Genomic DNA, 20,640 nt, shown 5'->3' on the forward strand with positions numbered 1-20,640 from the left:
GAGGTCAGCCGGCGCTGACGGAGTCGAGGTCGGTGACCTTGGCGCCGAGGGCCTCGAGCAGCCAGGCCAGCTCGGTGCGGCGCTCGGCCGTGACGTCGAGCTCACCCTCGGGCGAGATGTCCTGCGTGAAAACGAGGCCCGTCGATCCGACGACGTCGGCCTTGACGTGCTGGAGCACCCTGGTCAGGTCGGCGGTCGCGTCGGACGCGCCGGTCCAGCCGTAGCCGACGAGGGCGATCGGCTTGCTGTCCCACTCGGCGAAGAGGTAGTCGATGGCATTCTTGACGGGCGCCGGGAAGCTGCGGTTGTACTGCGGCGTGACGACGACGATCGCGTCGGACACGAAGACCTTGGAGGCCCAGTCCTTCGTGTGCGGCTTCGCGTAGTTGCCGTTCTTCGGCATGTCCTCCTCGTCGAAGAAGGGCAGGGTCGACAGGTCGAGCAGCTCGACCTCCCACGCGTCGGAGGGGGCCTGGGCGGCCACCCACTCGGCGACCTTCGGGCCGATGCGGCCGGGACGGGTGCTGGAGACGATGATGCGCAACTGGTTCACGCTTCAACTAACTATCACGGGCGGCTGGGCATTTCCTGACGGGGCGTGCTCGCGTTGTGGCCTCTGTCACACGAAGATTGCGTATGCCGTCCGCCACGTGGGCGTCAGTCGCGAGGCCCCTTGCGGTGACCCGCACCGCCCCGCGGGGCACGACGACCCTCGTCGAGGGCGAGCTCGATGAGCTGCCCCGAGATGCGAGTGCCCCGCAGCCGCTCCCAGGCGCCCGCGGGCAGGTCGGCAGGCAGCTCGACGAGCGAGTGGTCGGCGCGGATGTCGATGTGACCGAAGTCCGATCGCCCGAGGCCGCCCTCGTTCGCGATGGCCCCGACGATCTGGCGGGGCTCGACGTGCTGTCGACGCCCGACGGCGATGCGGTAGGTCGCGAGTGGGCCGCTGGACCCGCCGCGGCCGCGTGAGTCGCGTCCGCCACGGCCGTCGCGGTCGCCCCTCCCTCCGGGGGAGCGGTCGTCTCGGCGCCGGTCGCCCCGCTGCCCGTCGCGCCGGTCCTGCCGGTCGTCCCGGTCGAAGCTGCGCCGGGCCGGGCGCTCCGGCTCGGGCTCGAGCAGCATCGGCTCGTCGCCCTGGAGCACGACGGCCAGGGCCGCGGCGACGTCGGCCTCGGGCACGTTGTGCTCGTTGACGTAGTGCGCGATGACGTCGCGGAAGAAGTCGACGCGGTCTCCCGAGAGCGCCTCTGTGATCGCGTCGTCGAACCGGGTCAGGCGCGTGGCGTTGATGTCGTCGACGGTGGGCATCGTCATCGGCACCAGTGACTGGCGGGTGGCCTTCTCGATGGCCTTGAGCAGGTGCCGCTCGCGCGGGGTGACGAACGAGATCGCGTCGCCGCTGCGCCCGGCCCGGCCGGTGCGCCCGATCCTGTGGACGTAGGACTCGGTGTCGGTCGGGATGTCGTAGTTGACGACGTGGCTGATGCGCTCGACGTCGAGTCCGCGGGCGGCGACGTCGGTGGCCACGAGGATGTCGAGCTTGCCGGACTTCAGCTGGTCGACGGTGCGCTCGCGCTGCGCCTGGGCGACGTCGCCGTTGATCGCCATCGCTGAAAAGCCTCGCGCGCGAAGCTTTTCGGCGAGCGTCTCGGTCTCGTTCTTGGTGCGGACGAAGACGATCATGCCCTCGAAGTTCTCGACCTCGAGGATGCGCGTGAGGGCGTCGACCTTCTGCGGGTAGCTCACCGTGAGGTAGCGCTGCGTGATGTTGGGGGAGGTGGTCGTCTTCGTCTCGACCGTGATCTCCACCGGATCGTTGAGGTACTTCTTCGAGATGCGACGGATCTGCGCCGGCATGGTCGCCGAGAACAGCGCGACGTGCTTGTCGTCGGGAGTGTCGGCGAGGATCGTCTCGACGTCCTCGGCGAAGCCCATCTTCAGCATCTCGTCGGCCTCGTCGAGCACGAGGAAGCGCAGCTGGCTCAGGTCGAGCGTGCCCTTCTCGAGGTGGTCCATGATGCGGCCGGGCGTGCCGACGACGATGTGCACACCGCGGCGCAGCGCGCTCAGCTGCACGCCGTAGGCCTGGCCGCCGTAGACGGGCAGCACGTGCACGCCGGGCAGGCGGGCAGCATACCGCTCGAACGCCTCGCAGACCTGCAGGGCGAGCTCGCGCGTCGGGGCGAGCACGAGGGCCTGCGGTGCCTTCTGCCTGAGGTCGAGCTGGCTGAGGATCGGCAGCGCGAAGGCGGCCGTCTTGCCGGTGCCGGTCTGTGCGAGGCCGACGACGTGGCGCCCTTCCAGCAGTGCCGGGATCGTCGCGGCCTGGATCGGCGACGGGTGCTCGTAGCCGACGTCGCGCAGTCCCTTGAGCACGCGCTCGTCGAGGCCGAGGTCGGCGAACGTCACCTGCTCGGGCTGGTCGGTCTGGTCAGGCTGTTCGGTCTGGTCAGGCTGCTCGGGCTGACTGCCTTGATCGCTCACCCCCCGACGGTAGTGGGTCGGGGCGGGTGGGCGACATGGGCTGGGTCGCCCACGCCTGCTTGCGTATGCCGTCAAGCCACTTGCGTATGCCGCCACCCGGCTGCCATCGACTGCTCAGTGCTCGGCCACCCACCTCTCGAGCGCCTCGATGCGGGCGGCCAGGCCGGCGACGAGCTGCGCCTCGAGGGCTGACAGCTGATCGCCTTCGACCGCTGTCGATTCGGGTTGCCTGGATCGGCTCGACCGGCGTGACGGGCCCGACGCTGGCGAGCTGCCCGTCGGCTCAGACGCCCCAAGCGCCAGGGCGCTCCGGACAAGGGTGCGGGCCAGGGTCGAGGGGCCCACGCCGACCTCGGTGGCCCGAGCAGCGAGGGCGTCGAACTCATCGCTGGTGAGGCGGACGGAGAGGACCTTGGTGCGGTCGGCGGCCTTGCCGGTGTCGGGCATCTGACTCCTTCATGTGTGACGAAGTAATGCGTTGTCAGTGGTCGACTCTACAGTGATTTCCATGAGCACAGCAGCAGCCGTCGAGACCGAGAGCCTGGTCGATGTGCTGCGCTCGATGGCCGACACTCTGCTCGACCTGACCCGCGACTTCCCGACGTGGTCGCTCCCCGAGTGCGAGGTCGGCGAGGTCATCGGCCACGCCCAGCAGGTGCGCCGGCTGAGCCAGTCGCTGACCGCCGTGCTGGCGCGCGAGGCCGACTCGCGCGGCCTCGGGGCCGACGACGGGCTCTCGCGCGCCGACTGGCTCCGCGCGCAGGTCGCCGGCGATCTCGACGGCCCCGAGGCTGCGGCGGTCACCCGGGTCGGGGCGGCGATGAACGAGCCGCGGTGGGCCCGGCTCGCCGAGCGGGTCGCGGCCTCCGAGGTGCCGGTGGCGCACGCCGCGGCGATCGTCCGCTTCCACGACGACGTGGCGCGCATCGCCGACCCCGACCACCTGGCGGGGATCGTCGACTCCATGGTCGAAGCGTGCGACGTGCTGAGCCGTCGCGAGCTCGCGCGGCTGATCGCCCATGCCCGCGCCACGCTGAAGCCGCCGACCGAGGCCGAGTCGGAGGAGGCCGGGTTGCGGCTCGGGCGCTCCTTCCGAAGGGTCCGGTCGTGTGCCGGCTTCTCCGTCTTCGAGCTGCGCCTCGACCCCGAAGGGGCCGCGATCGTCGAGTCCGCTGTCGACGCCCTGTCGCAGCCGCGTCCCGACCTCTGCCTCGACGGTGGCGTCGGTGAGGTCGACCCGCGCTCCCCGGCCACGCGGCGTGCTGACGCGCTCCTCGAGATCGTCGGCCGAGGCGTGGCTGCTCCCGAGGGCGTGACCCGCTCGCCACGCACCACCCTCGTCGTGACGATGTCCCTCGACGCCTTGCTCGAGCAGGTCCGTGGTGCCGGCATGCTCGACAGCGATGCCGCCCTGTCGCCGTCCGCGGTCCGACGTCTCGCCTGTGAGGCCGGCATCGTCCCGATGGTGCTCGGGGCGCGGTCCGAGGTGCTCGACCTCGGCTACACCCGCCGACTGTTCAGCCCTGCCCAGCGCCGTGCCCTGGCCGCGCGTGACGGCGGCTGCTCGTTCCCGGGCTGCACGGTCCCGCCGATGTGGTGCGAGGCGCACCACGTCATTCACTGGCTGCACGGGGGCTGCACCGATCTGTCAAACGGCGCCCTCCTCTGCGGACGTCACCACACCGTGGTGCACCAGAGGGGGCTGACGGCCGCCGTCACCGCGACCGGCGTCACCTGGCACCTCTAGCTTCCCCGCCCCAGACCCCGCCGAGGAGCGCGGGGCGCGAGGCATGTCCGCCTCCGGCGCCGAGTCGTGCAGAGGCGCGCAGACAGGGCCCCCCGATCGAAAGAACAATCCGTCACCAGTGGGCCGTTCAGAGGTGCAGGCCCCACCCCTTGATCGAAAGAACAGCCCGTCACCAGTGGGGCGAGGTGAGCGGGTCAGCCCGCCACGTAGACCGCCCACCTCGCAGCGGGTGCGAGGTGGGCGGCATACCTGCTCGGGTGGGTCGGTGGGGATCCGCTTGGTCAGTCCTTCGACATGCCCGTCTTGATGAGGTCCATGACCGAGCTGTCGGCCAGCGTCGTCACGTCGCCGACCTCGCGGCCCTCGGCCACGTCGCGCAGCAGGCGGCGCATGATCTTGCCGGAGCGGGTCTTGGGCAGCTCGCTGACGATCATGATCGAGCGCGGCTTCGCGATCGGGCCGATCTCCTTGGCGACGTGGTTGCGCAGCTCCTGCACGAGGTCCTTGCCCTCACCCGGCTCGTCGGCCTCCTCGACCGCCTCCTGGCGCAGGATGACGAAGGCGCACACGGCCTGGCCGGTCGTCTCGTCGTTGGCGCCGACGACGGCCGCCTCGGCGACCTTCGGGTGCGACACGAGCGCCGACTCGATCTCGGCCGTCGACAGGCGGTGGCCCGAGACGTTCATGACGTCGTCGACGCGGCCGAGCAGCCAGATGTTGCCGTCGGAGTCGTACTTCGCGCCGTCGCCGGCGAAGTAGTACTTCTCGCCGAACCGCGACCAGTAGGTCTCCCTGTAGCGCTCCGGGTCACCCCAGATGCCACGCAGCATCGACGGCCACGGCTTTGTCAGCACGAGGTAGCCGACCTGCTCGGGGGTCGTGAACGGCTTGCCCTCGTCGTCGAGGATCTCGGCGCTGATGCCGGGGATCGGCTTCTGGGCCGAGCCGGGCTCGAGCGTCGTGACGCCGGGCAGCGGGCTGATCATGATCGCGCCCGTCTCGGTCTGCCACCACGTGTCGACGATCGGGGCGCGACCGCCGCCGATGTGCTTGTGGTACCAGAGCCAGGCCTCGGGGTTGATCGGCTCGCCCACCGAGCCGAGCAGGCGCAGCGAGCTCATGTCGAACTTCGCCGGGATGTCGGCGCCCCACTTCATGAAGGTGCGCACCGCGGTCGGGGCTGTGTAGAGGATCGTCACCTTGTAGTCCTGCACGATCTCCCACCAGCGGCCCTGGTGCGGGGTGTCGGGCGTGCCCTCGTACATCACCTGGGTGGCGCCGTTCGTGAGCGGCCCGTAGACGATGTACGAGTGACCGGTGACCCAGCCGATGTCGGCGGTGCACCAGTAGACGTCGGTGTCGCGGTGGACGTCGTGGACAACGGCGTTGGTGTAGGCCGCCTGCGCGAGGTAGCCACCGGTCGTGTGGAAGATGCCCTTGGGCTTACCGGTCGTGCCCGACGTGTAGAGGATGAAGAGCGGGTGCTCGGCCTCGAACGGCTGCGCCTCGTGCGTCGGGGCGGCCTTCTCCAGAGCCTCGTGCCACCAGACGTCGCGGTCATTCCAGACGGTGTCCTGGCCGGTGCGCTTGACGACGAGCACGTGCTCGACCGACGTGTCGCCGTGGTCGAGGGCCGCGTCCACGGCGGGCTTGAGCGCTGACGGCGCGCCGCGGCGGTAGCCGCCGTCGGAGGTGATGACGACCTTGGCCTGGGCGTCGTTGATGCGCGAGTGCAGGGCCTCGGCGGAGAAGCCGCCGAAGACGACCGAGTGCGGCGCGCCGAGGCGGGCGCAGGCGAGCATCGCGACGGCGGCCTCGGGGATCATCGGCAGGTAGATCGCCACCGTGTCGCCCTTGCCGACGCCGAGGTCGGCTAGCGCATTGGCCGCGCGCTGCACCTCGGCGTGGAGGTCGGCGTAGGTGATGTCGCGGGTGTCGCCCTCGGGCTCGCCGACGAAGTGGATCGCGACCTTGTCGCCGCGGCCGGCCTCGACGTGCCGGTCGACGGCGTTGACGCACGCGTTGAGCTCGCCGTCGGCGAACCACTTCGCGAAGGGCGGGTTGCTCCAGTCGAGCGACTGCGTGAAGGGCTTGCTCCACGTCAGATAGGTCCGCGCCTGCTCGGCCCAGAAGCCTTCGTGGTCGGCGGCCGCCTTGTCGTACAGGTCTGCCGTGCCGTTCGCCTGCGCGGCGAAGTCGGGCTGGGGCGGGAAGGTCAGCCCCTCGTGGACGAGGTTGTCGAGCGTCTCTTCGCTCACGGTGTCACCCTTTCGCATCGACGATGAAGCGGTCGCACCGACCCAGCGCTGATGGCCGGGGGTACCTGCGACAACTCAAACGCAGGCTAGTTCGCCCTTCAAGAGCGCAGTGAGGCAGGTCTCATCCCTACCGACCAGTAGCCCGCCGAACGGTCAGCGTCTGCGGCCGAACGGTCACGTGCAACGTTCACCCGTCACGCTCAACCCGATCGAGAGAACACTCCGTCACGCTACGGAGTGTTCTCTCGATCGGCGCGGCCTTCGGGTGGCATGTGGGGTGTCGGGCCATCCGCTGGGACTCGTGGCGTCGAAGATGAAGTGTGGCCGAACGGACCTACCGACTCGTCATCGCTGCTGCACGCGCGGGCTTCGCAGCGCTTGGGCTTCGCATCGACCTCCGCGGTGCCGAGCACCTGCCGCGCACGGGCGGTGCGGTGCTCGCGAGCAACCACGTGAGCTCTGCCGACTTCCTGTTCGTCGGGCTCATCGGCCGCGAACGTGGTCGCTACGTCCGCTTCCTCGCCAAGCACGGAGTCTTCCTGCCACCCGTCGTCGGTGACGCGATGCGGGCGATGCGACACATCGAGGTCGACCGAGGGCACGGCGAGATCGCGCTCCGTCACGCGGTCGCGGCGGTGCGTGCCGGCGAGGTCGTCGGCATCTTTCCCGAGCGGACCATCTCGCACTCGTGGGAGCTGCGCCCGTTCCGTCCGGGTGCGGCCGCGGTCGCGACGTGGTGCCAGGTGCCGCTCGTCCCGGTCGCCGTCTGGGGCAACCATCGCATCGGGCGCAGCGGTCGGGGAGGCCGGTTGGGTCTGCGCCGCGGCACTCCGGTGACCATCGTCGTCGGCGAGCCGCTCCTCCCGCCACTCGATGCCGACCCGTATGCCGTCTCGGAGCAGCTGCGGGCCCGCGTGGCCGGGTTGCTCGGCCAGGCGATGGACGCCTACCCGGACCGCCATCGCGATGACGGCGACCGTTGGTGGCTGCCGCGGTCGCGAGGCGGCACGGCGCCGAGCGTCGAGGAGGGTCTGCGGATCGACGAGGAGGGTGTGCGACGCGCCGACCTCGCCGCCGAACGGCGAGCCCAGCGCTCGCGTAGGCGAGCCCGCGCCGCGGCGCGCCAACTCCGCCGGCGCTGAGTCGGCGCGCGGATCGGAACCCCAGGATCTTGCGAGCCTCGCCCGGGCTGAGTCGGCGCGCCGATCGGAGTCCCGGCAGCCCGCGAGCCTCGCCGGGGCTGAGTTGGCGCGATCAGTAGCTCATGCCCATCACCGCCCGGACCGTGGCGAGGGTGCGCTCGGCGACCTCGTTGGCGCGCGCGTTCCCTTCGTGCAACACCGAGGTGACGTATGCCGGGTCGCGGGCCAGGTCGGCACGCCTCGCTCGGTGACCCGCCAGTGACTCGTTGACCGCCTCGGTGACGACCTGCTTCAGCACCTTGGCGCCGCCGTCACCGACGCGTTCGGCCACCGACTCCGGGGACTCGTCGAGGAACAGGCCTGCGATGGTCAGCAGGTTGGCGACAGCCGGACGGGCCTGGGTGTCGAAGGTGATCCGCCGTTCGGAGTCGGTGCGTGCCGACCGGATGCGGGCAGCCGTCTGGTCGGCGGTGTCACGCAGGTTGATGACGTTGCCCTTGCTCTTGCTCATCTTGGTGCCGTCGGTGCCGAGCAGCAGCGGCACGTCACTGAGCAGGGCCTCGGGCTCTGGGAACACACTGTGCCCGGCGGCATACCTGGTGTTGAAGCGACGTGCGATGGCTCGTGTCTGCTCGAGGTGTGGCAGCTGGTCGCGGCCGACGGGAACGATGCGGCTGTGGCAGAACAGGATGTCGGCCGCCTGGTGCACCGGGTAGGTGAGCAGCAGGCCCGAGAGCGGCCTCCCGTCGGAGAGGGCGAGCTCGTCCTTGACCGTCGGGTTGCGGCGCAGCTCGGCGTCGGTGACAAGGGACAGGAACGGCAGCATCAGCTGGTTGAGGGCCGGCACGGCGCTGTGGGTGAAGATCGTCGTCCGCGCCGGGTCGAGCCCTGCCGCGAGGTAGTCGAGGACGAGCCCCTGCACGTTCGCGCCGATCTCTCCAACCGAGTCGCGATCGGTGATCACCTGGTAGTCGGCGATGACCACGAAGGTGTCGACGCCTTTGTCCTGCAGTCGAACCCGGTTTCGGAGGCTCGCCAGATAGTGCCCGATGTGCAGCGCCCCGGTGGGCCGGTCGCCGGTGAGCATGCGGAAGCGCGTCGGGTCGGTGGCGGCGTGCTCGTCGATGAGCGCGTCGAGCACGGCACTGCGGTCGCGCGCCACGGCATACGTCGCGCTCTCGTCGTCGCCGCTGACGGGGGAGGTGTCGGCTCGCTGGGCCGTTGAAATGGTGGTCATGGTGGGTCTCCTTCGTGGGGGTGCCCACGGGTGGACCGTTGCCGCATGTCGACAGCGTCGAGACATGCGAAGAGCCGCCCGCGGGCGGCTCTGTGTGGTTTGACGCGTCGCGTCGGAGGGCCGCCTCAGCTGGGCAGCCACCACTGACGGGTCATCGGACGCATGTCAGTGAGGGTACTCACGCCCGCAGAGGCTGTCGAACGGTCCGAAGGGCGATGAGCCGCTCCTAGGCTGGACCGGTGCCAGACGCGACGCCCGCCCAGACCGCCCTGCTCGACCAGCTCGCCGCGTTGACCGAGCTGCCCGACGTGCGCGGCCGGGCAGAGGCCGCCCGGGAGGCGTGCACGAAGCTGCGGTTCCACGAGGCCCTCCGACGACGCATCCCCGAGGCGGCCGCCGAGTCGCGCGTGCGGGGGGCGCAGGCCAGCGCCGCACTCGACGGAGCCGAGCTGCCCGTCGATGTCGTGCGTGAGCTCATGAGCGGCGCGCGGGACTGGCCCGCCGACCTCGACCCCGGCCTCCGCACGGTCAAGGGAGCCGTCGCCGCGACGGCCGAGAGCGAGCGCGTCGTCGCGCTCGTGCGCACCGCGCCGCTGCAAGCGTTGGCCCGTCTCCACGTCGCCGCCGCCTCACCCGTCGTCACCGACGACCGGCTCGGCCGACCCCGAATCGGCGGCGAGGACTGCACCGAGCTCGTCGACCTCGGGCCGGCTCCGGCCCCGCCGGTCGTCGCTGCGCGGCTGGCGTCACTCTCGGACCTCGTGGTCGCGGCGGCGGGAAGCAACCGGGTCCCGGCCGCGGTCGTCGCGGCGCTCGTGCACGCCGAGATCGCCTCGATGCGTCCCTTCGTCCACGGCAACGGGCTGGTGGCACGCGCCATGGAACGTGCGGTCGTCCAGGCCCTCGGGCTCGACCCGACCGGCGTCGCGGTCCCCGAGGCCGGCCACGTCGGTGGGGGCGGCCCGGCCTACCTGGGGTCACTGGCGGCGTACGCCCGGGGTGACGCGGCGGGAGTCGGGCTCTGGCTCGCGCAGGCGGGGGAGGCGTACGTCCGCGGTGCTGCGGAGGGGGCGCGGATCAGCGACGCGGTGCGGGCGGGTCGGCTGACCTGAGCGACTGTCTATCTTGCGCCGGCCCCCGCCCCGTCGGCGGGCGGGTGCAGGCGTTTCGTGCGGGATGTCCACGATGCTGGACAGTTTCTGTCCCCGATCCGGACGTTGCATGAGGTGAGGGGTGTCGCCACGCCGAGGCCGTGGAGTACAACGGTTTCAGGAACCACATCGCCGAGAGGCGTAGATCCGGATCCACGCAAGACAGATGTCACGAGAAGACACCGAGTACCCACGCGAGAGCAGTTCCCTTGGAACAGTCCACCTCCGGGCGCACAACCGGAGCGACACTTCGACGATTGCACGCTTGGTAGCCCGGACTTCTCTGGAGGCCCCTCGACCGCGGTCAACCGCGGTCGAAGGGCCTCCGCCTGTGTGGGACCATTTCACGGTTGAGCCCTTGGGATGGAAGCGCTTTCCGGACAATTCGGACGCGTCTTGTCGTGTCGTGACAAATCCCGAGAAACGGCCGCGTGTCGCGACATCTCGGTTTGCATTCCGGGGGTCGAACCTCCACGATTGACGAGGCGCTCCCCTCACGGGTCGAGCGCCACGCGATCTGGCTCCTCCCCCCCGGTGCCAGTCTCGTGAGGGTGGCCTCCGTCTTCCCCCGGACGGAGGCCACCACATTTTCCGGCCCGTTGACGGCAGGGTGACGCCTTCCCCTCCTCGCGTCTGTCCACACCCCCTTGGGCGCGTGGCCCGTTGTCCACCGGCCTGCGTATGCCGCTGGGCCGGCTCGAGCGCCCGCGTGAGGGTTGGCACATGGGAACCGTCATCGCCTTCGTCCCCGCCTCCGGCGGTCTGGGCTCGTCGACGCTCGCCGCGGCAGTGGCCGTGCGGGCCGCGGCCGCCACTCGCTCGTCCGTGCTCGTCGACCTGGACCCGTGGGGCGGTCCGAAGGACGTGCTCCTCGGGCTCGAGCAGGAGCCGGGTTGGCGCTGGCCGGAGCTGACCGAGGTGGCCGGGGTCGTGGACGGTCAGGGGTTGGCCGACGAGCTACCGATGGCGTGCGGGGTGCCCGTGCTCACGAGCCCCGGCGCCGCCGTCGCAGCAGCCGGGAGCGCCTGGCACGCAGACGGATTCGATGCGTGGGTCGACACGGTGCCCGACGTCGTCGCAGGCTTCGCCGACGCGCACGAGATCACCGTCCTCGACCTGCCGCGCGACGACCGGGTGCTGACGTCGGTGGCCGTGCTCGTCGACGCCCTCGTCGTTCTGGTCGGCTCCCAGGTCCCCCAGCTCGCCTCGGCTGCGGCCGTGGTCCCTGAGGTGCGACGACTGCTCGGCAGCCTGCGCGAGCCGGTCGTGCGCTCCTGGGACGAGGCCCCGCTGCTGCCGATCGAGCCCTGGGTGGTGCTGCGCGGCAACCGGGTCGAGCACGAGCTCGAGAGCCTCGTGATGGACCAGCTCGACGTGCCCCTGGTCGCCACGATCGGTGACGACCGCAGGGTCGTGGCCGAGGTGTCCGAGGGCCTGCCACCGGGCGCCCGCGGCCGCGGTGCCGTCGTCCGGGCGGCCGACGAGCTGCTGCTCCGGCTGGTGACGCAGGCGGTTGCGGCATGAGGGGCCGGTGGCTCCGATGAGCCTCAGCCCCGCCGTCTGGCAGCGAGTGCGCGAGGGCGTCTCTCCTGACGGCAGCGCCGTCGCGGCGGTGGCCGCCCAGGAGCAGGGCGCCCTCGGGACCGTGCGGGTTGCGGCGACTCGTTCCGCGCTCGCGGCTCGCGTCCTCGGGGCCGGGCCACTCGACCCCTGGCTCTGCGAACCCGGCGTGACAGACGTTGCCGTCAACGGCGACGGCTCCGTCTGGGTCGATCGCGGCCAGGGCATGGAGTGGGTCGGCGAGCGCCTCGAGCCTGAGGAGGCACGGGGTCTCGCGGTGCGCCTTGCAGGCCTTGCCGGCCGACGGCTCGACGACGCCAGCCCGTGGGTCGACGGCCAGCTGCCGTCCGGCGCACGACTCCACGCGATGCTGCCTCCCCTCGTCGCAGGCGGTCCGCACATCACGATCCGCGTGCCGCCGAGCGAGACCGTGTCGCTCGAGGGGCTGTGCGCCCGCGGCATGATGCCGATCGAGTGGGAGCCGGTGCTGCGCGCGGCCGTGGAGTCACGCCTGGCGTTCGTCGTCTCCGGCGGCACCGGCGCCGGCAAGACCACTCTGCTCGCCGCTCTGCTCGGCTGCATCGACCCCGTCGAGCGGCTCCTCGTCGTCGAGGATGTCCGCGAGCTGTCCGTCGACCACCCGCACCTGGTGCGGCTCGAGGCGCGGCCGGCCAACGTCGAGGGGGCCGGCGAGGTCACCTTGACCACGCTCGTCCGCCAGGCCCTGCGCATGCGCCCCGACCGGATCGTCGTCGGTGAGGTCCGGGGCGCCGAGGTGCGAGAGCTGCTGGCCGCGCTCAACACCGGCCACGAGGGCGGCTGCGGAACGGTGCATGCCAACGCGCCCGTCGACGTCGTCGCGCGGTTCGAGGCGCTGGGCGCGCTGGCGGGTCTTGCACCCGAGGCCGTTCGCGCCCAGCTCGCCGCTGCCATCGACCTCGTCGTGCACGTGACGCGCGACCGCGGGCACCGCCGCATCTCGTCGATCGCAGCCCTGTTCCGTCGCGACGCGTCGCCGACCGTCGTCCCGGCCCTGGAGTGGGATGGGCCGGGTCACGCGCCGCGCACCGGTCCGGGCTGGCCGGCGCTCGCCGCCCGACTCTCCCTGCCCGTCGAACCGCCGTCGTCAGAGCCCGACGTCGAAGTGGCCGAGACGGCCTCGCCGCCGCTCGGGCACTCCTTGCCGGAGGCATCGTGAGGGTCGGTGGGGCAGCGGCCGTCGCGGCCACGCTGCTCGTCATCGCGGTCCTCGTGTGGCCGCCGGTGCGCCGGAGTGGGGGAGCCGCGGCTCGGGACTCGGTGTGGTCCGTTCCGCCAGCACCCGTTGGACGAGCCGATGCCGACTCGCTGAGCCTGTGGCACCAGGACCCTGTGGAGCTGTTCCGTCGATGGGCGCTTCGGCGCCGATCGAACGAGCTGACCGACGACGTCCTCGACCTACTGCGCGGCGTGGGGCCGGCGCTCGACGCCGGGCTCACACCGACACGGTCCATCGAGCTCGCCGCCTCCGCGGCGTTGGGCGCAGAACGGGTGGCTCTGGCTCGCGAGGCCGCCGAACGAGCCCGGCGAGGGCCGGGTCGACGTCGCGGCTCCCAGCGACGGCAAGGGCTCGGGCGAGCACTTGGGCGAGGTTCTGGGCGCGGTGGTGGGAGGGCTGGTGGGCGCGTGGGCGGGAGGCGGCCGTGGACCTCGACCGCTTCCCGTGGCCCGGTCAGTCACGACATCGACCTGCTCGTCGGCAGCCTCCTCGCCGCGGCGGAGGTGGCCCGGGCCCTGTCGCCGATCTGGTCGCAGTGGGCCGTTCGGAGTGGATCCGCCGACCTCGCGCTGGTCGCGGCTGCCTGGCAGCTCTCCGAGACCACGGGTGCGCCGCTCTCCTTCGCCGTCGACCGTGCCGTGCGCGGGTTGCTCGATGCCCGGGCGCGGCGCCGCAAGGTCGCCGTCGCGGTGGCTGGCCCTCGCGCCACCGTCACGGTCCTGACGGTCCTTCCCCTCACCGGGCCGCTGTTCGCCCTTGCGGTGGGCATCGACCCTCGCGACCTCTACCTGGGTTCGTCCCTGGCGACCGTATGCGTCGCCGCGGGCCTCGGTCTCGTGTGGACCGGACGGTTCTGGTGCACCCGCATGGTCCGTCGAGCGGTGCGGCCATGAGCCCGTGGTCCTTCGTCGCGGCCGTCCTGCTCGCGGTGGCCGTCTTCGTGCTGCTGGGTTCCGACGACCGCCCGCGCGAATCCGGGGGCCGGGGCACCTCGGGCGGTTCTGTCGAGCGCGAGGGCCGCGCTGACTCCGAGGGCCCGCCTGAGGGTGGTTCCGGGTCACGTCGCACCACCTCCCCGGAGGTCGGCGACCGCGACGTGTCATCGGCTCTTGCCCTGCTCGTACTTGCGTATCGGTCGGGCCTGCCCACGTGGGACGTCCTCGAGGCAGTGGCCGCCGGACTCGACGGGGCGGCTGCACGAGACCTCCGCCAGGTCGCCGCGGCCCTGCGGTGGGGAGCGCACGAGACCGAGGCCTGGGCGTCCGTCGGACCCGCCTGGGCGCCGGCTGCTCGCGCCGTCGCCATCGCACACAGCGCCGGCGTCCCGCCCGGCGCGATGTTGCTCGCCGCCTCCGACGACCTGCGCGACGCCGAGCTGGAACGCCTCGAGCTGTCGGCCGCCAAGGTCGGCGTTCGGCTCGTCGCTCCTCTGGGCCTCGTCCTGCTGCCGGCCTTCTGCCTCACCACCGTGGCGCCGCTCGTCATCGCCCTCGCCGGGGACGTGCTCCGTGGATGAGCAGAGCCAGTCTTGCGGACTGATGCCACACCGACGGGAGACAACGCGAGGCGCGGCAACGACGCGCGCCGCAGGCCCAGAACGTCTCGAGCACCCGGCTCGGGAGGTGGGAAGGAGATCGATGAAACGGCAAGAACAACGACAGGAGAACCCATGTCCCGCAGACTGATTCGTCGTCTCACGTCGATGAGGCGGGAGGTCGGGATGACGACGGCGGAGTACGCCGTCGGCATCATGGCCGCCTGCACGTTCGCGCTGGTGCTGCTCGGTGTCGTGAAGTCCGACGCGGTCCGCAGCGCACTGACCGGCATCGTTCAGAGCGCGCTGGGGCTCGCCGGGTGACCCGACGCCCTCGCCTCGCTCGGGGGGAGCGCGGGATGGTGACGGCCGAGCTGGCCGTCGCCATCCCGTCCGCGGTCATCGTCCTGGCTCTCTGCCTCGTGGCCGTCAACGCGGCAGTCGACCAGATCCGATGCATCGATGCCGCCCGCATCGCGAGCCGCGCGGCGGCTCGCGGCGACGACGCAGATCGCGTCCGGTCCCTTGCCGCCCTGGCCGCACCCTCGGGTGCACGCGTGGCGGTCACCGGATCGGGCGGCTCTGTGCGTGTCACGGTCACGGCGCGGACCGGCGGTTGGGGTGCTCTGCCCGGCTGGGACCTCGAGGCATCGGCAGAGACTCCTGTCGAGGCCGAGCCGTGAGGGCTGCCGGCGCTCGCGCACGTCGCTGGACGAGGGCGGGCGCTCGCCACACGGGCGGTCGCGACGCCGGTGCTCGCGACACGGGCGCCCGCGACGCCGGTGCTCGCGACACGGGCGCCCGCGACGCCGGTGCTCGCGACACGGGCGCTGCCACTCTGCTGGCGCTGTCGATCGTTGCCGTCGTCCTGACGCTCGCGACGGGCGCACTCATGGTCGGCTCGGTGGTCGTCGCGAGCCACCGTGCACGGCTGGCCGCCGACCTCGGTGCCTTGGCCGGGGCGACGGTGGCCCAGGACCGTCCGGGCACGTCGTCCGCCTGTGTGGCTGCGAGTCGGGTTGCCCGGGCGAACGGCGCTGTGACACAGACGTGCTCGGTCGACGGGGGCGACGTGGAGCTCACCGTCGCGGTCAGTTCCGCTCTGTGGCCGGCGCCGGCGACGGCGCGCTCTCGGGCGGGACCTGAACGATGACGCTGGTCAGTGGCTCGGCCAGGGGCCCGCGCGCTCCCGGTGTCCCGGGTGACACGGGAACGATGAAGCGCCGGTCAGCGGTTCTGCCAGGCGTCCGGCGCACTGAGCAGCTGCCGCACTCGATCGGGCAGATCGCCGGTGCGCAGGTCCTCGAGCGAGGTCTCGTCGAGCACCTCTCGCAGACTGGCGCGAACGGCGACCCACAGGCTCGGCAGGTGCGAGGCGACCCCCTGGTAGGCGGTCTCGTGCGGGCGGAGGCCGCGCACCTCGGCGAGCGGGCCGTCGACGGCGCGGAAGATGTCGCCCACGCTGATGGCGCCGCGTTCGCGCGCGAGCACGTAGCCGCCGCGGGCCCCGCGCCGGCTGAGCACGAGGTCAGCGCGTCGGAGGTCCGCAAAGATGGCCTCGAGGAACTTCCGCGGCAGCTCCTGCCGGGTCGAGAGACTGTCGATGCTGATCGGTGCAGAGCCCTCCGCATCGGCCTCGGCGAGGATCAGCATGGCGCGGACCGCGTAGTCGACCCTCGCCGAGATGTCCATCCGAGCAGTCTGCCGCACCGCGACTGACCCGCGCACCGACCCAGCGCTGCGAGCGTCGGCGCCGTGAGCGGCAACGGTCGGGCGACCGGCGCCCGAACGGGGCGTCGACTGTGGGGTCAGCGTCGGGACGTGGGCACTCGACTGACAGGAAGGTCGAGTGCCCACTGTCGGACGTCGGGAACTGAGCACTCGACTGACGTGAACGTCGAGTGCCACTTTCCGACGCGAGGAAGTGGGCACTCGACTGTGGGGTCGGCTTCGGGACGTGTGCACTCGAGCTTGTGGTGGGCACCGGCTCCGAGGTGGGGGCGTGGCTGAGGCGGCGAGGTGTCGTCCCCTCGCCGCCTCAGTCATTCGGTCGCTCGGTCACCCGAGCCACCTGCGCCCGTCGCGCGGCGACGGGCGGGCTTCCCGGCATACGGTATGCCGTCGTCCCAGAGTCTGCCGGGCGGTCTCAGCGGGTGCGCTACCTGACACATACCCGCTGGGGACCGACCTGCTGACGAGACCTGCTCAGATCGCCAGAGCCGGGTCGATGTCCACGACGCTCGACCGCGCGATCGCGCGAGCATGCACCGACTCACCCTCGCGCAGCTGCAGCTCGGCCGCGTCTCGCCGCGTGATCTGGGCCGCGAAGCGCTCACCGGAGTCGGCCCGCAGGTCGACACGCACCTCGAAGCCGAGGGGCACGACCCGCTCGACAACTGCGTCGATGACACCGGGGGAGCCGGCGACCTTCGCGTCGAGGGCGAGCGCCGTGGCCCGGTCGCGTTCGAGGACGATGTCGTGCGGGCGCACCAGCTGGTCTCCGAAGTGAGCGACGGAGCCGAGGAAGCCCATCACGAAGTCGTTGGCGGGGCGCTCGTAGAGCGTGACCGGGTCACCGACCTGCTCGATGCGGCCCTTGTTGAGCACCGCGATGCGGTCGGCGACGTCGAGCGCCTCCTCCTGGTCGTGGGTCACGAGCACCGTCGTGACGTGCACCTCGTCGTGGAGGCGCCGCAGCCACTGGCGCAGGTCGGTGCGCACCTTGGCGTCGAGCGCCCCGAAGGGCTCGTCGAGCAGCAGCACCTGGGGGTCGACGGCGAGCGCGCGCGCCAGGGCCATGCGCTGGCGCTGGCCGCCGGACAGCTGCGCCGGGTAGCGGTGACGGAAGCCCTCGAGCCCGACGATCTCGAGCAGCTCGTCGACCTTCTTGTCGGTCTCGGCCTTGGGGCGCTTGCGGATCGTCAGACCGAACGCGACGTTGTCGCGCACCGTCATGTGCTTGAAGGCGGCGTAGTGCTGGAAGACGAAGCCGATGCCGCGGCGCTGCGGCGGCTCGTTGGTCACGTCGCGGCCCTGGATCGTCACGGCGCCCGAGTCGAGCCCCTCAAGGCCGGCGATGGAGCGCAGCAGCGTCGACTTGCCCGAGCCGCTCGGCCCGAGCAGCGCGGTCAGCGACCCGCTGGGGATGTCGAGGCTGACGTCGTCGAGGGCGGCGAACGACCCGTAGTTCTTGCGGGCGTTGGTCACGGTGATCATCGGTCGCTCCTCTTGCGGTCGAGCACGGTCATGGCCAGCAGCACGACCAGTGCGATGCCCATGAGCAGGGTGGCGGCGGCATACGCGCCGTAGGTGTTGTGGTCGTCGATGTAGCGCGAGTGCACGAGCAGCGTCAGCGTCTGCGAGACCCCGGGGAACCCGGACGACACCATGATCACGGCGCCGAACTCGCCGAGGGCGCGGGCGACCGTGAGGACGATGCCGTAGGTCAGGCCCCACCGGATGGCCGGCAGCGTGATCCGCCAGAAGGTCTGCCACCGGTTGGCACCGAGCGTCGAGGCGGCCTGCTCCTGCTCCTGGCCGATCTCGTGGAGCACCGGTTCTACTTCGCGGACGACGAACGGCAGCGTCACGAAGAGCGTTGCGATGACCATGCCGGGCAGCCCGAAGATCACCTTGAAGCCGGCGTTGTCGAGGCCACCGAACCAGCCTCCGGCGCCCCACAGCATGATCAGCGCGACGCCGACGACGATCGGCGAGACGGCGAACGGCAGGTCGACGACCGCCTGCAGGAGTCCCCGGCCACGGAACCGTCCCCGCACGAGCGCCAGCGCCGTGGCCACCCCGAAGACCACGTTGAGCGGCACGACGATCGCCACGATGAGCAGTGACAGGTTGATCGCCGACTGGGCCGCAGGCGTCGAGACCGACGCGATGAACTCGCCGAGGCCCGGTGAGAACGTGCGCCACAGGATGACCCCGATCGGCACGGCCAGCAGCGCGAAGAGGTAGCCGAGCGCGACGACGCGCAGCGAGATCCGGGTGCCTCGGGAGATCCTCATGCGTCACGCTCCTCGCGTCGCTGGGTGCGGCTCGAGAGCACCCGCAGCACGAGCAGCGTCACGAACGCGATGGCGAGCAGCGCCACCGACACGGCGGCGGCGTTGAGCGGCCGGTCGATCTCGATCTGCTGCTGGATGTACTGCGAGGCCACCTGCGTCTCGCGGGGGATGTTGCCGCCGATGAGCACGACCGAGCCGTACTCGCCGATGGCGCGGGCGAAGGCGAGCCCGGTGCCGCCGAGGACGGCGGGGGCGAGGGTGGGCAGCACGATGCGGCGGAACGTCGTCCAGTTGGAGGCGCCGAGCGAGGCTGCTGCCTCCTCGACCTCGCGGTCGGCCTCGATGAGCACCGGCTGCACCGAGCGCACGACGAAGGGCAGCGTGACGAACAGCAGCGCCACGACGAGGCCCCAGCGGGTCGCGTTGAGCTCGATCCCGATGGGGCTGTTCGGGCCGTAGAGCGAGAGCAGCACGATGCTCGCCACGATCGTCGGCAGCGCGAATGGCAGGTCGATGAGGGCGTTGACGACGCGCTTGCCCGGGAACTCGTCGCGCACGAGGACCCACGCCACGAGCGTGCCGAGCACGGCGTTGACGACGGCCACCACGGCCGACACGAGGACCGTGACCCACAGTGCGGCGAGCGCGGTCGGCGCGGTGACGGCGTCCCAGAAGTCGGAGAAACCCTCGTCGAACGAGGCGGCCGTGAGGGCCGCGAGTGGCAGCAGCACGATGACGCTGAGCCACAGGGTCACGACCCTGACGCCGAGGGGCCGGGCGAGGCCGATCCTGCGGCCCGGTCGGCTCGGCCGGCTCGGTGCCCCCGGACCACCGCCCTTCGTGTCGTCAGAACCAGACAGGGGGCGTATGCCGTCCTGCCCATTGGTCTCGAGCGCCTGCTCGTGCGCGTCCTCGGCAGTGCGCTGCTCGTCGGGGCGCTGCTCGGCCGCTCCGTCACGCGCGCCCGGGCGCGCCGGCAGGGGCGCCGCGGCAGCGGCACCCCTGCGCTGGTGGATCCTGGCGGTCACTGGGTCGCCTGGTCGTAGATCTTGGCGATGTCACCCACGTCCTTCTTGAACAGCGTGGAGTCCACCGACTTCCAGCCGCCGAGGTCCGCGATCGTCCAGAGCTTCGTCGGCTCCGGGAACTTCGAGGCGAACTCCTTGGCCACCGTGGCGTCGACCGGGCGGAAGCCCGCCTCGGCGAGCAGCTTCTGGGCCTCCGGCGTGTAGAGGTAGTCGTTGAAGGCCGTCGCCTTCGCGAGGTTCTTGCTGCCCTTGAGCACAGCGGCCGGGTTCTCGATCTTGAACGTCGTGGGCGGCGTGACGTGCTGCACCGGATCGCCGTTCTTCTCGACGAAGAGGGCCTCGTTCTCGTAGCTGAGCAGCACGTCCCCGCTGCCTTGGAGGAAGGCCTCGGTGGCCTCTCGACCCGACTTCGGCTGGATCTTGACGTGGTTCTTGACCAGCGAGGACACGTAGGCGAGACCGGCAGCCTTGTCGGCGCCGCCCCCGCTCTTCGCGGCATACGGCGCGAGCAGGTTCCACTTGGCCGAGCCCGATGAGAACGGGTTGGGAGTCACGACCTCGACGCCGGGCTTCAGCAGGTCGTCCCAATCCTTGATGCCCTTGGGGTTACCCTTGCGGACGACGATCGTGACGACGGATCCGAAAGGAATCCCCTTGTGCTCGTTGGCATTCCAGTTGGGGTCGACGAGGCCGGCGTCGACCAGCCGGGTCACGTCGGGCTCTACCGAGAAGTTGACGAAGTCGGCCTGGGCACCGGCGGCGACCTTGCGGCTCTGGTCGCCCGAGGCGCCGTAGCTCTGCTGGAACTGCACGCCCTTGCCGGCGTCGGTCTTCTGGAAGGCCGGGATGACGACGTCGAAGCCGACCTTCGGGACGGCATACGCGAAGAGGTTGATGGTGCTGGTCGCGGCTCCGGCTGCGGTGGAGCCGGGCTGGTCCACGGTGTCACTGGCCCCGCCGCCGGCACACGCCGACAGGCCCAGGATCGCGGTGGCGGCGATGGCGGCGAGGGCGATGGGTGGACGTCGCATGGACGGGCTCCTGAGGGGTGGGACGGTGGAGGTCGCGTGGGTGGTGCGGGTCACGCGGCGTGGACGTGTCGTGCCCAGGGGAGAGCGGGATGCTTTCCTATCTGTTGCATGGGAGTTTCGAATAGGCGAGCGTTACTGGTCAAATAACTCGAGATTATGTCTCAGAGTGTGGTCGTGCTAGTGCTCCGACG

General features: G+C 71.2%; 20 protein-coding genes. 10 read left to right on the forward strand and 10 right to left on the reverse strand.

Translation table 11 applies throughout. The features are described from left to right. Positions 1 to 4 precede the first annotated feature (4 nt). The 3 genes from AC1DE0_RS13245 to AC1DE0_RS13255 all read right to left on the reverse strand — a co-directional run bounded on the left by AC1DE0_RS13245 (position 5) and on the right by AC1DE0_RS13255 (position 2,931). Positions 5 to 553: an NADPH-dependent FMN reductase gene (locus AC1DE0_RS13245; protein ID WP_478101200.1), complete on the reverse strand. Its 549-nt coding sequence runs from the start codon at positions 551 to 553 to the stop codon at positions 5 to 7. A 104-nt stretch (positions 554 to 657) separates the two neighbouring features. Next, positions 658 to 2,484 (reverse strand): DEAD/DEAH box helicase, encoded by a 1,827-nt coding sequence (locus AC1DE0_RS13250; RefSeq protein WP_478101202.1) that lies wholly within the window; start codon positions 2,482 to 2,484, stop codon positions 658 to 660. A gap of 114 nt (positions 2,485 to 2,598) precedes the next feature. After that, entirely contained in the window at positions 2,599 to 2,931 is a 333-nt protein-coding gene (locus AC1DE0_RS13255; protein ID WP_478101204.1) for a hypothetical protein, read from the reverse strand. A gap of 61 nt (positions 2,932 to 2,992) precedes the next feature. Here AC1DE0_RS13255 and AC1DE0_RS13260 point away from each other — a divergent pair, with 61 nt between their 5' ends. Then, complete coding sequence (locus tag AC1DE0_RS13260; RefSeq protein ID WP_478101206.1) at positions 2,993 to 4,231, forward strand: HNH endonuclease signature motif containing protein; 1,239 nt, start codon at positions 2,993 to 2,995, stop codon at positions 4,229 to 4,231. Positions 4,232 to 4,512: 281 nt separating this feature from the next. On the opposite strand, the gene acs is transcribed toward AC1DE0_RS13260, so the two are convergent. Further along, positions 4,513 to 6,507, reverse strand: a complete 1,995-nt coding sequence (acs, locus tag AC1DE0_RS13265; protein ID WP_478101208.1) for an acetate--CoA ligase — start codon at positions 6,505 to 6,507, stop codon at positions 4,513 to 4,515. A gap of 302 nt (positions 6,508 to 6,809) precedes the next feature. Here acs and AC1DE0_RS13270 point away from each other — a divergent pair, with 302 nt between their 5' ends. Continuing rightward, the gene (locus tag AC1DE0_RS13270; protein WP_478101211.1) at positions 6,810 to 7,631 is read left to right on the forward strand and encodes a lysophospholipid acyltransferase family protein; all 822 of its coding nucleotides are present in this window, start codon (positions 6,810 to 6,812) and stop codon (positions 7,629 to 7,631) included. A gap of 112 nt (positions 7,632 to 7,743) precedes the next feature. Here AC1DE0_RS13270 and trpS read toward each other — a convergent pair whose 3' ends face one another. Continuing rightward, positions 7,744 to 8,868 carry a tryptophan--tRNA ligase gene (gene trpS / locus AC1DE0_RS13275; protein ID WP_478101213.1) on the reverse strand — a complete coding sequence of 375 codons (1,125 nt, stop codon included), beginning with the start codon at positions 8,866 to 8,868 and terminating at the stop codon, positions 7,744 to 7,746. A gap of 239 nt (positions 8,869 to 9,107) precedes the next feature. Here trpS and AC1DE0_RS13280 point away from each other — a divergent pair, with 239 nt between their 5' ends. The 8 genes from AC1DE0_RS13280 (at position 9,108) to AC1DE0_RS13315 (ending at position 15,524) form a co-directional block, all read left to right on the forward strand. Then, positions 9,108 to 9,980 carry a hypothetical protein gene (locus tag AC1DE0_RS13280; RefSeq protein ID WP_478101215.1) on the forward strand — a complete coding sequence of 291 codons (873 nt, stop codon included), beginning with the start codon at positions 9,108 to 9,110 and terminating at the stop codon, positions 9,978 to 9,980. 762 nt (positions 9,981 to 10,742) lie between these two features. Beyond that, positions 10,743 to 11,543 carry a CpaE-like family protein gene (locus AC1DE0_RS13285; RefSeq protein ID WP_478101217.1) on the forward strand — a complete coding sequence of 267 codons (801 nt, stop codon included), beginning with the start codon at positions 10,743 to 10,745 and terminating at the stop codon, positions 11,541 to 11,543. A gap of 16 nt (positions 11,544 to 11,559) precedes the next feature. Continuing rightward, the gene (locus AC1DE0_RS13290; RefSeq protein ID WP_478101219.1) at positions 11,560 to 12,777 is read left to right on the forward strand and encodes a TadA family conjugal transfer-associated ATPase; all 1,218 of its coding nucleotides are present in this window, start codon (positions 11,560 to 11,562) and stop codon (positions 12,775 to 12,777) included. Between the two features lie 467 nt (positions 12,778 to 13,244). Then, a complete protein-coding gene (locus tag AC1DE0_RS13295) occupies positions 13,245 to 13,730 on the forward strand; it encodes a type II secretion system F family protein (protein ID WP_478101221.1) in 486 nt (161 codons plus the stop codon). Further along, a complete protein-coding gene (locus tag AC1DE0_RS13300; protein ID WP_478101223.1) occupies positions 13,727 to 14,353 on the forward strand; it encodes a type II secretion system F family protein in 627 nt (208 codons plus the stop codon). Before AC1DE0_RS13295 ends, AC1DE0_RS13300 begins: the two co-directional genes overlap by 4 nt. Positions 14,354 to 14,506: 153 nt before the next feature. Continuing rightward, on the forward strand, positions 14,507 to 14,695 hold the full coding sequence (locus tag AC1DE0_RS13305; RefSeq protein WP_478101225.1) for a DUF4244 domain-containing protein: 189 nt from the start codon (positions 14,507 to 14,509) through the stop codon (positions 14,693 to 14,695). A gap of 35 nt (positions 14,696 to 14,730) precedes the next feature. After that, positions 14,731 to 15,054, forward strand: a complete 324-nt coding sequence (locus tag AC1DE0_RS13310; protein ID WP_478101227.1) for a TadE family type IV pilus minor pilin — start codon at positions 14,731 to 14,733, stop codon at positions 15,052 to 15,054. Next, positions 15,051 to 15,524, forward strand: coding sequence for an Rv3654c family TadE-like protein (locus tag AC1DE0_RS13315; protein WP_478101229.1), 474 nt, complete (start codon positions 15,051 to 15,053; stop codon positions 15,522 to 15,524). Before AC1DE0_RS13310 ends, AC1DE0_RS13315 begins: the two co-directional genes overlap by 4 nt. A gap of 74 nt (positions 15,525 to 15,598) precedes the next feature. Here the strand turns inward: AC1DE0_RS13315 and AC1DE0_RS13320 are convergent, their stop codons facing one another. The 5 genes from AC1DE0_RS13320 to AC1DE0_RS13340 form a co-directional block, all read right to left on the reverse strand. Next, entirely contained in the window at positions 15,599 to 16,063 is a 465-nt protein-coding gene (locus AC1DE0_RS13320; protein ID WP_478101231.1) for an RrF2 family transcriptional regulator, read from the reverse strand. Between the two features lie 513 nt (positions 16,064 to 16,576). Beyond that, a complete protein-coding gene (locus AC1DE0_RS13325; RefSeq protein WP_478101233.1) occupies positions 16,577 to 17,587 on the reverse strand; it encodes a sulfate/molybdate ABC transporter ATP-binding protein in 1,011 nt (336 codons plus the stop codon). Then, complete coding sequence (gene cysW / locus AC1DE0_RS13330) at positions 17,584 to 18,390, reverse strand: sulfate ABC transporter permease subunit CysW (protein ID WP_478101235.1); 807 nt, start codon at positions 18,388 to 18,390, stop codon at positions 17,584 to 17,586. The genes AC1DE0_RS13325 and cysW overlap by 4 nt, the downstream gene beginning before the upstream one ends. After that, entirely contained in the window at positions 18,387 to 19,418 is a 1,032-nt protein-coding gene (gene cysT / locus AC1DE0_RS13335) for a sulfate ABC transporter permease subunit CysT (protein ID WP_478101237.1), read from the reverse strand. The genes cysW and cysT overlap by 4 nt, the downstream gene beginning before the upstream one ends. Further along, complete coding sequence (locus AC1DE0_RS13340) at positions 19,415 to 20,449, reverse strand: sulfate ABC transporter substrate-binding protein (protein ID WP_478101239.1); 1,035 nt, start codon at positions 20,447 to 20,449, stop codon at positions 19,415 to 19,417. Before AC1DE0_RS13340 ends, cysT begins: the two co-directional genes overlap by 4 nt. Positions 20,450 to 20,640: the final 191 nt, after the last annotated feature.

Source organism: Terrabacter sp. 05T424 (assembly GCF_056396225.1).

What these genes read in the sequence shown, in the direction of transcription:
- AC1DE0_RS13255 (WP_478101204.1), bottom strand. Translation starts at nt 2,931, where the DNA reads ATGCCCGACACCGGCAAGGCCGCCGACCGCACCAAGGTCCTCTCCGTC.
- AC1DE0_RS13260 (WP_478101206.1), top strand. Translation starts at nt 2,993, where the DNA reads ATGAGCACAGCAGCAGCCGTCGAGACCGAGAGCCTGGTCGATGTGCTG.
- acs (WP_478101208.1), bottom strand. Translation starts at nt 6,507, where the DNA reads ATGCGAAAGGGTGACACCGTGAGCGAAGAGACGCTCGACAACCTCGTC.
- trpS (WP_478101213.1), bottom strand. Translation starts at nt 8,868, where the DNA reads ATGACCACCATTTCAACGGCCCAGCGAGCCGACACCTCCCCCGTCAGC.
- AC1DE0_RS13285 (WP_478101217.1), top strand. Translation starts at nt 10,743, where the DNA reads ATGGGAACCGTCATCGCCTTCGTCCCCGCCTCCGGCGGTCTGGGCTCG.
- AC1DE0_RS13290 (WP_478101219.1), top strand. Translation starts at nt 11,560, where the DNA reads ATGAGCCTCAGCCCCGCCGTCTGGCAGCGAGTGCGCGAGGGCGTCTCT.
- AC1DE0_RS13300 (WP_478101223.1), top strand. Translation starts at nt 13,727, where the DNA reads ATGAGCCCGTGGTCCTTCGTCGCGGCCGTCCTGCTCGCGGTGGCCGTC.
- AC1DE0_RS13305 (WP_478101225.1), top strand. Translation starts at nt 14,507, where the DNA reads ATGTCCCGCAGACTGATTCGTCGTCTCACGTCGATGAGGCGGGAGGTC.
- AC1DE0_RS13310 (WP_478101227.1), top strand. Translation starts at nt 14,731, where the DNA reads ATGGTGACGGCCGAGCTGGCCGTCGCCATCCCGTCCGCGGTCATCGTC.
- AC1DE0_RS13320 (WP_478101231.1), bottom strand. Translation starts at nt 16,063, where the DNA reads ATGGACATCTCGGCGAGGGTCGACTACGCGGTCCGCGCCATGCTGATC.
- AC1DE0_RS13325 (WP_478101233.1), bottom strand. Translation starts at nt 17,587, where the DNA reads ATGATCACCGTGACCAACGCCCGCAAGAACTACGGGTCGTTCGCCGCC.
- cysW (WP_478101235.1), bottom strand. Translation starts at nt 18,390, where the DNA reads ATGAGGATCTCCCGAGGCACCCGGATCTCGCTGCGCGTCGTCGCGCTC.
- AC1DE0_RS13340 (WP_478101239.1), bottom strand. Translation starts at nt 20,449, where the DNA reads ATGCGACGTCCACCCATCGCCCTCGCCGCCATCGCCGCCACCGCGATC.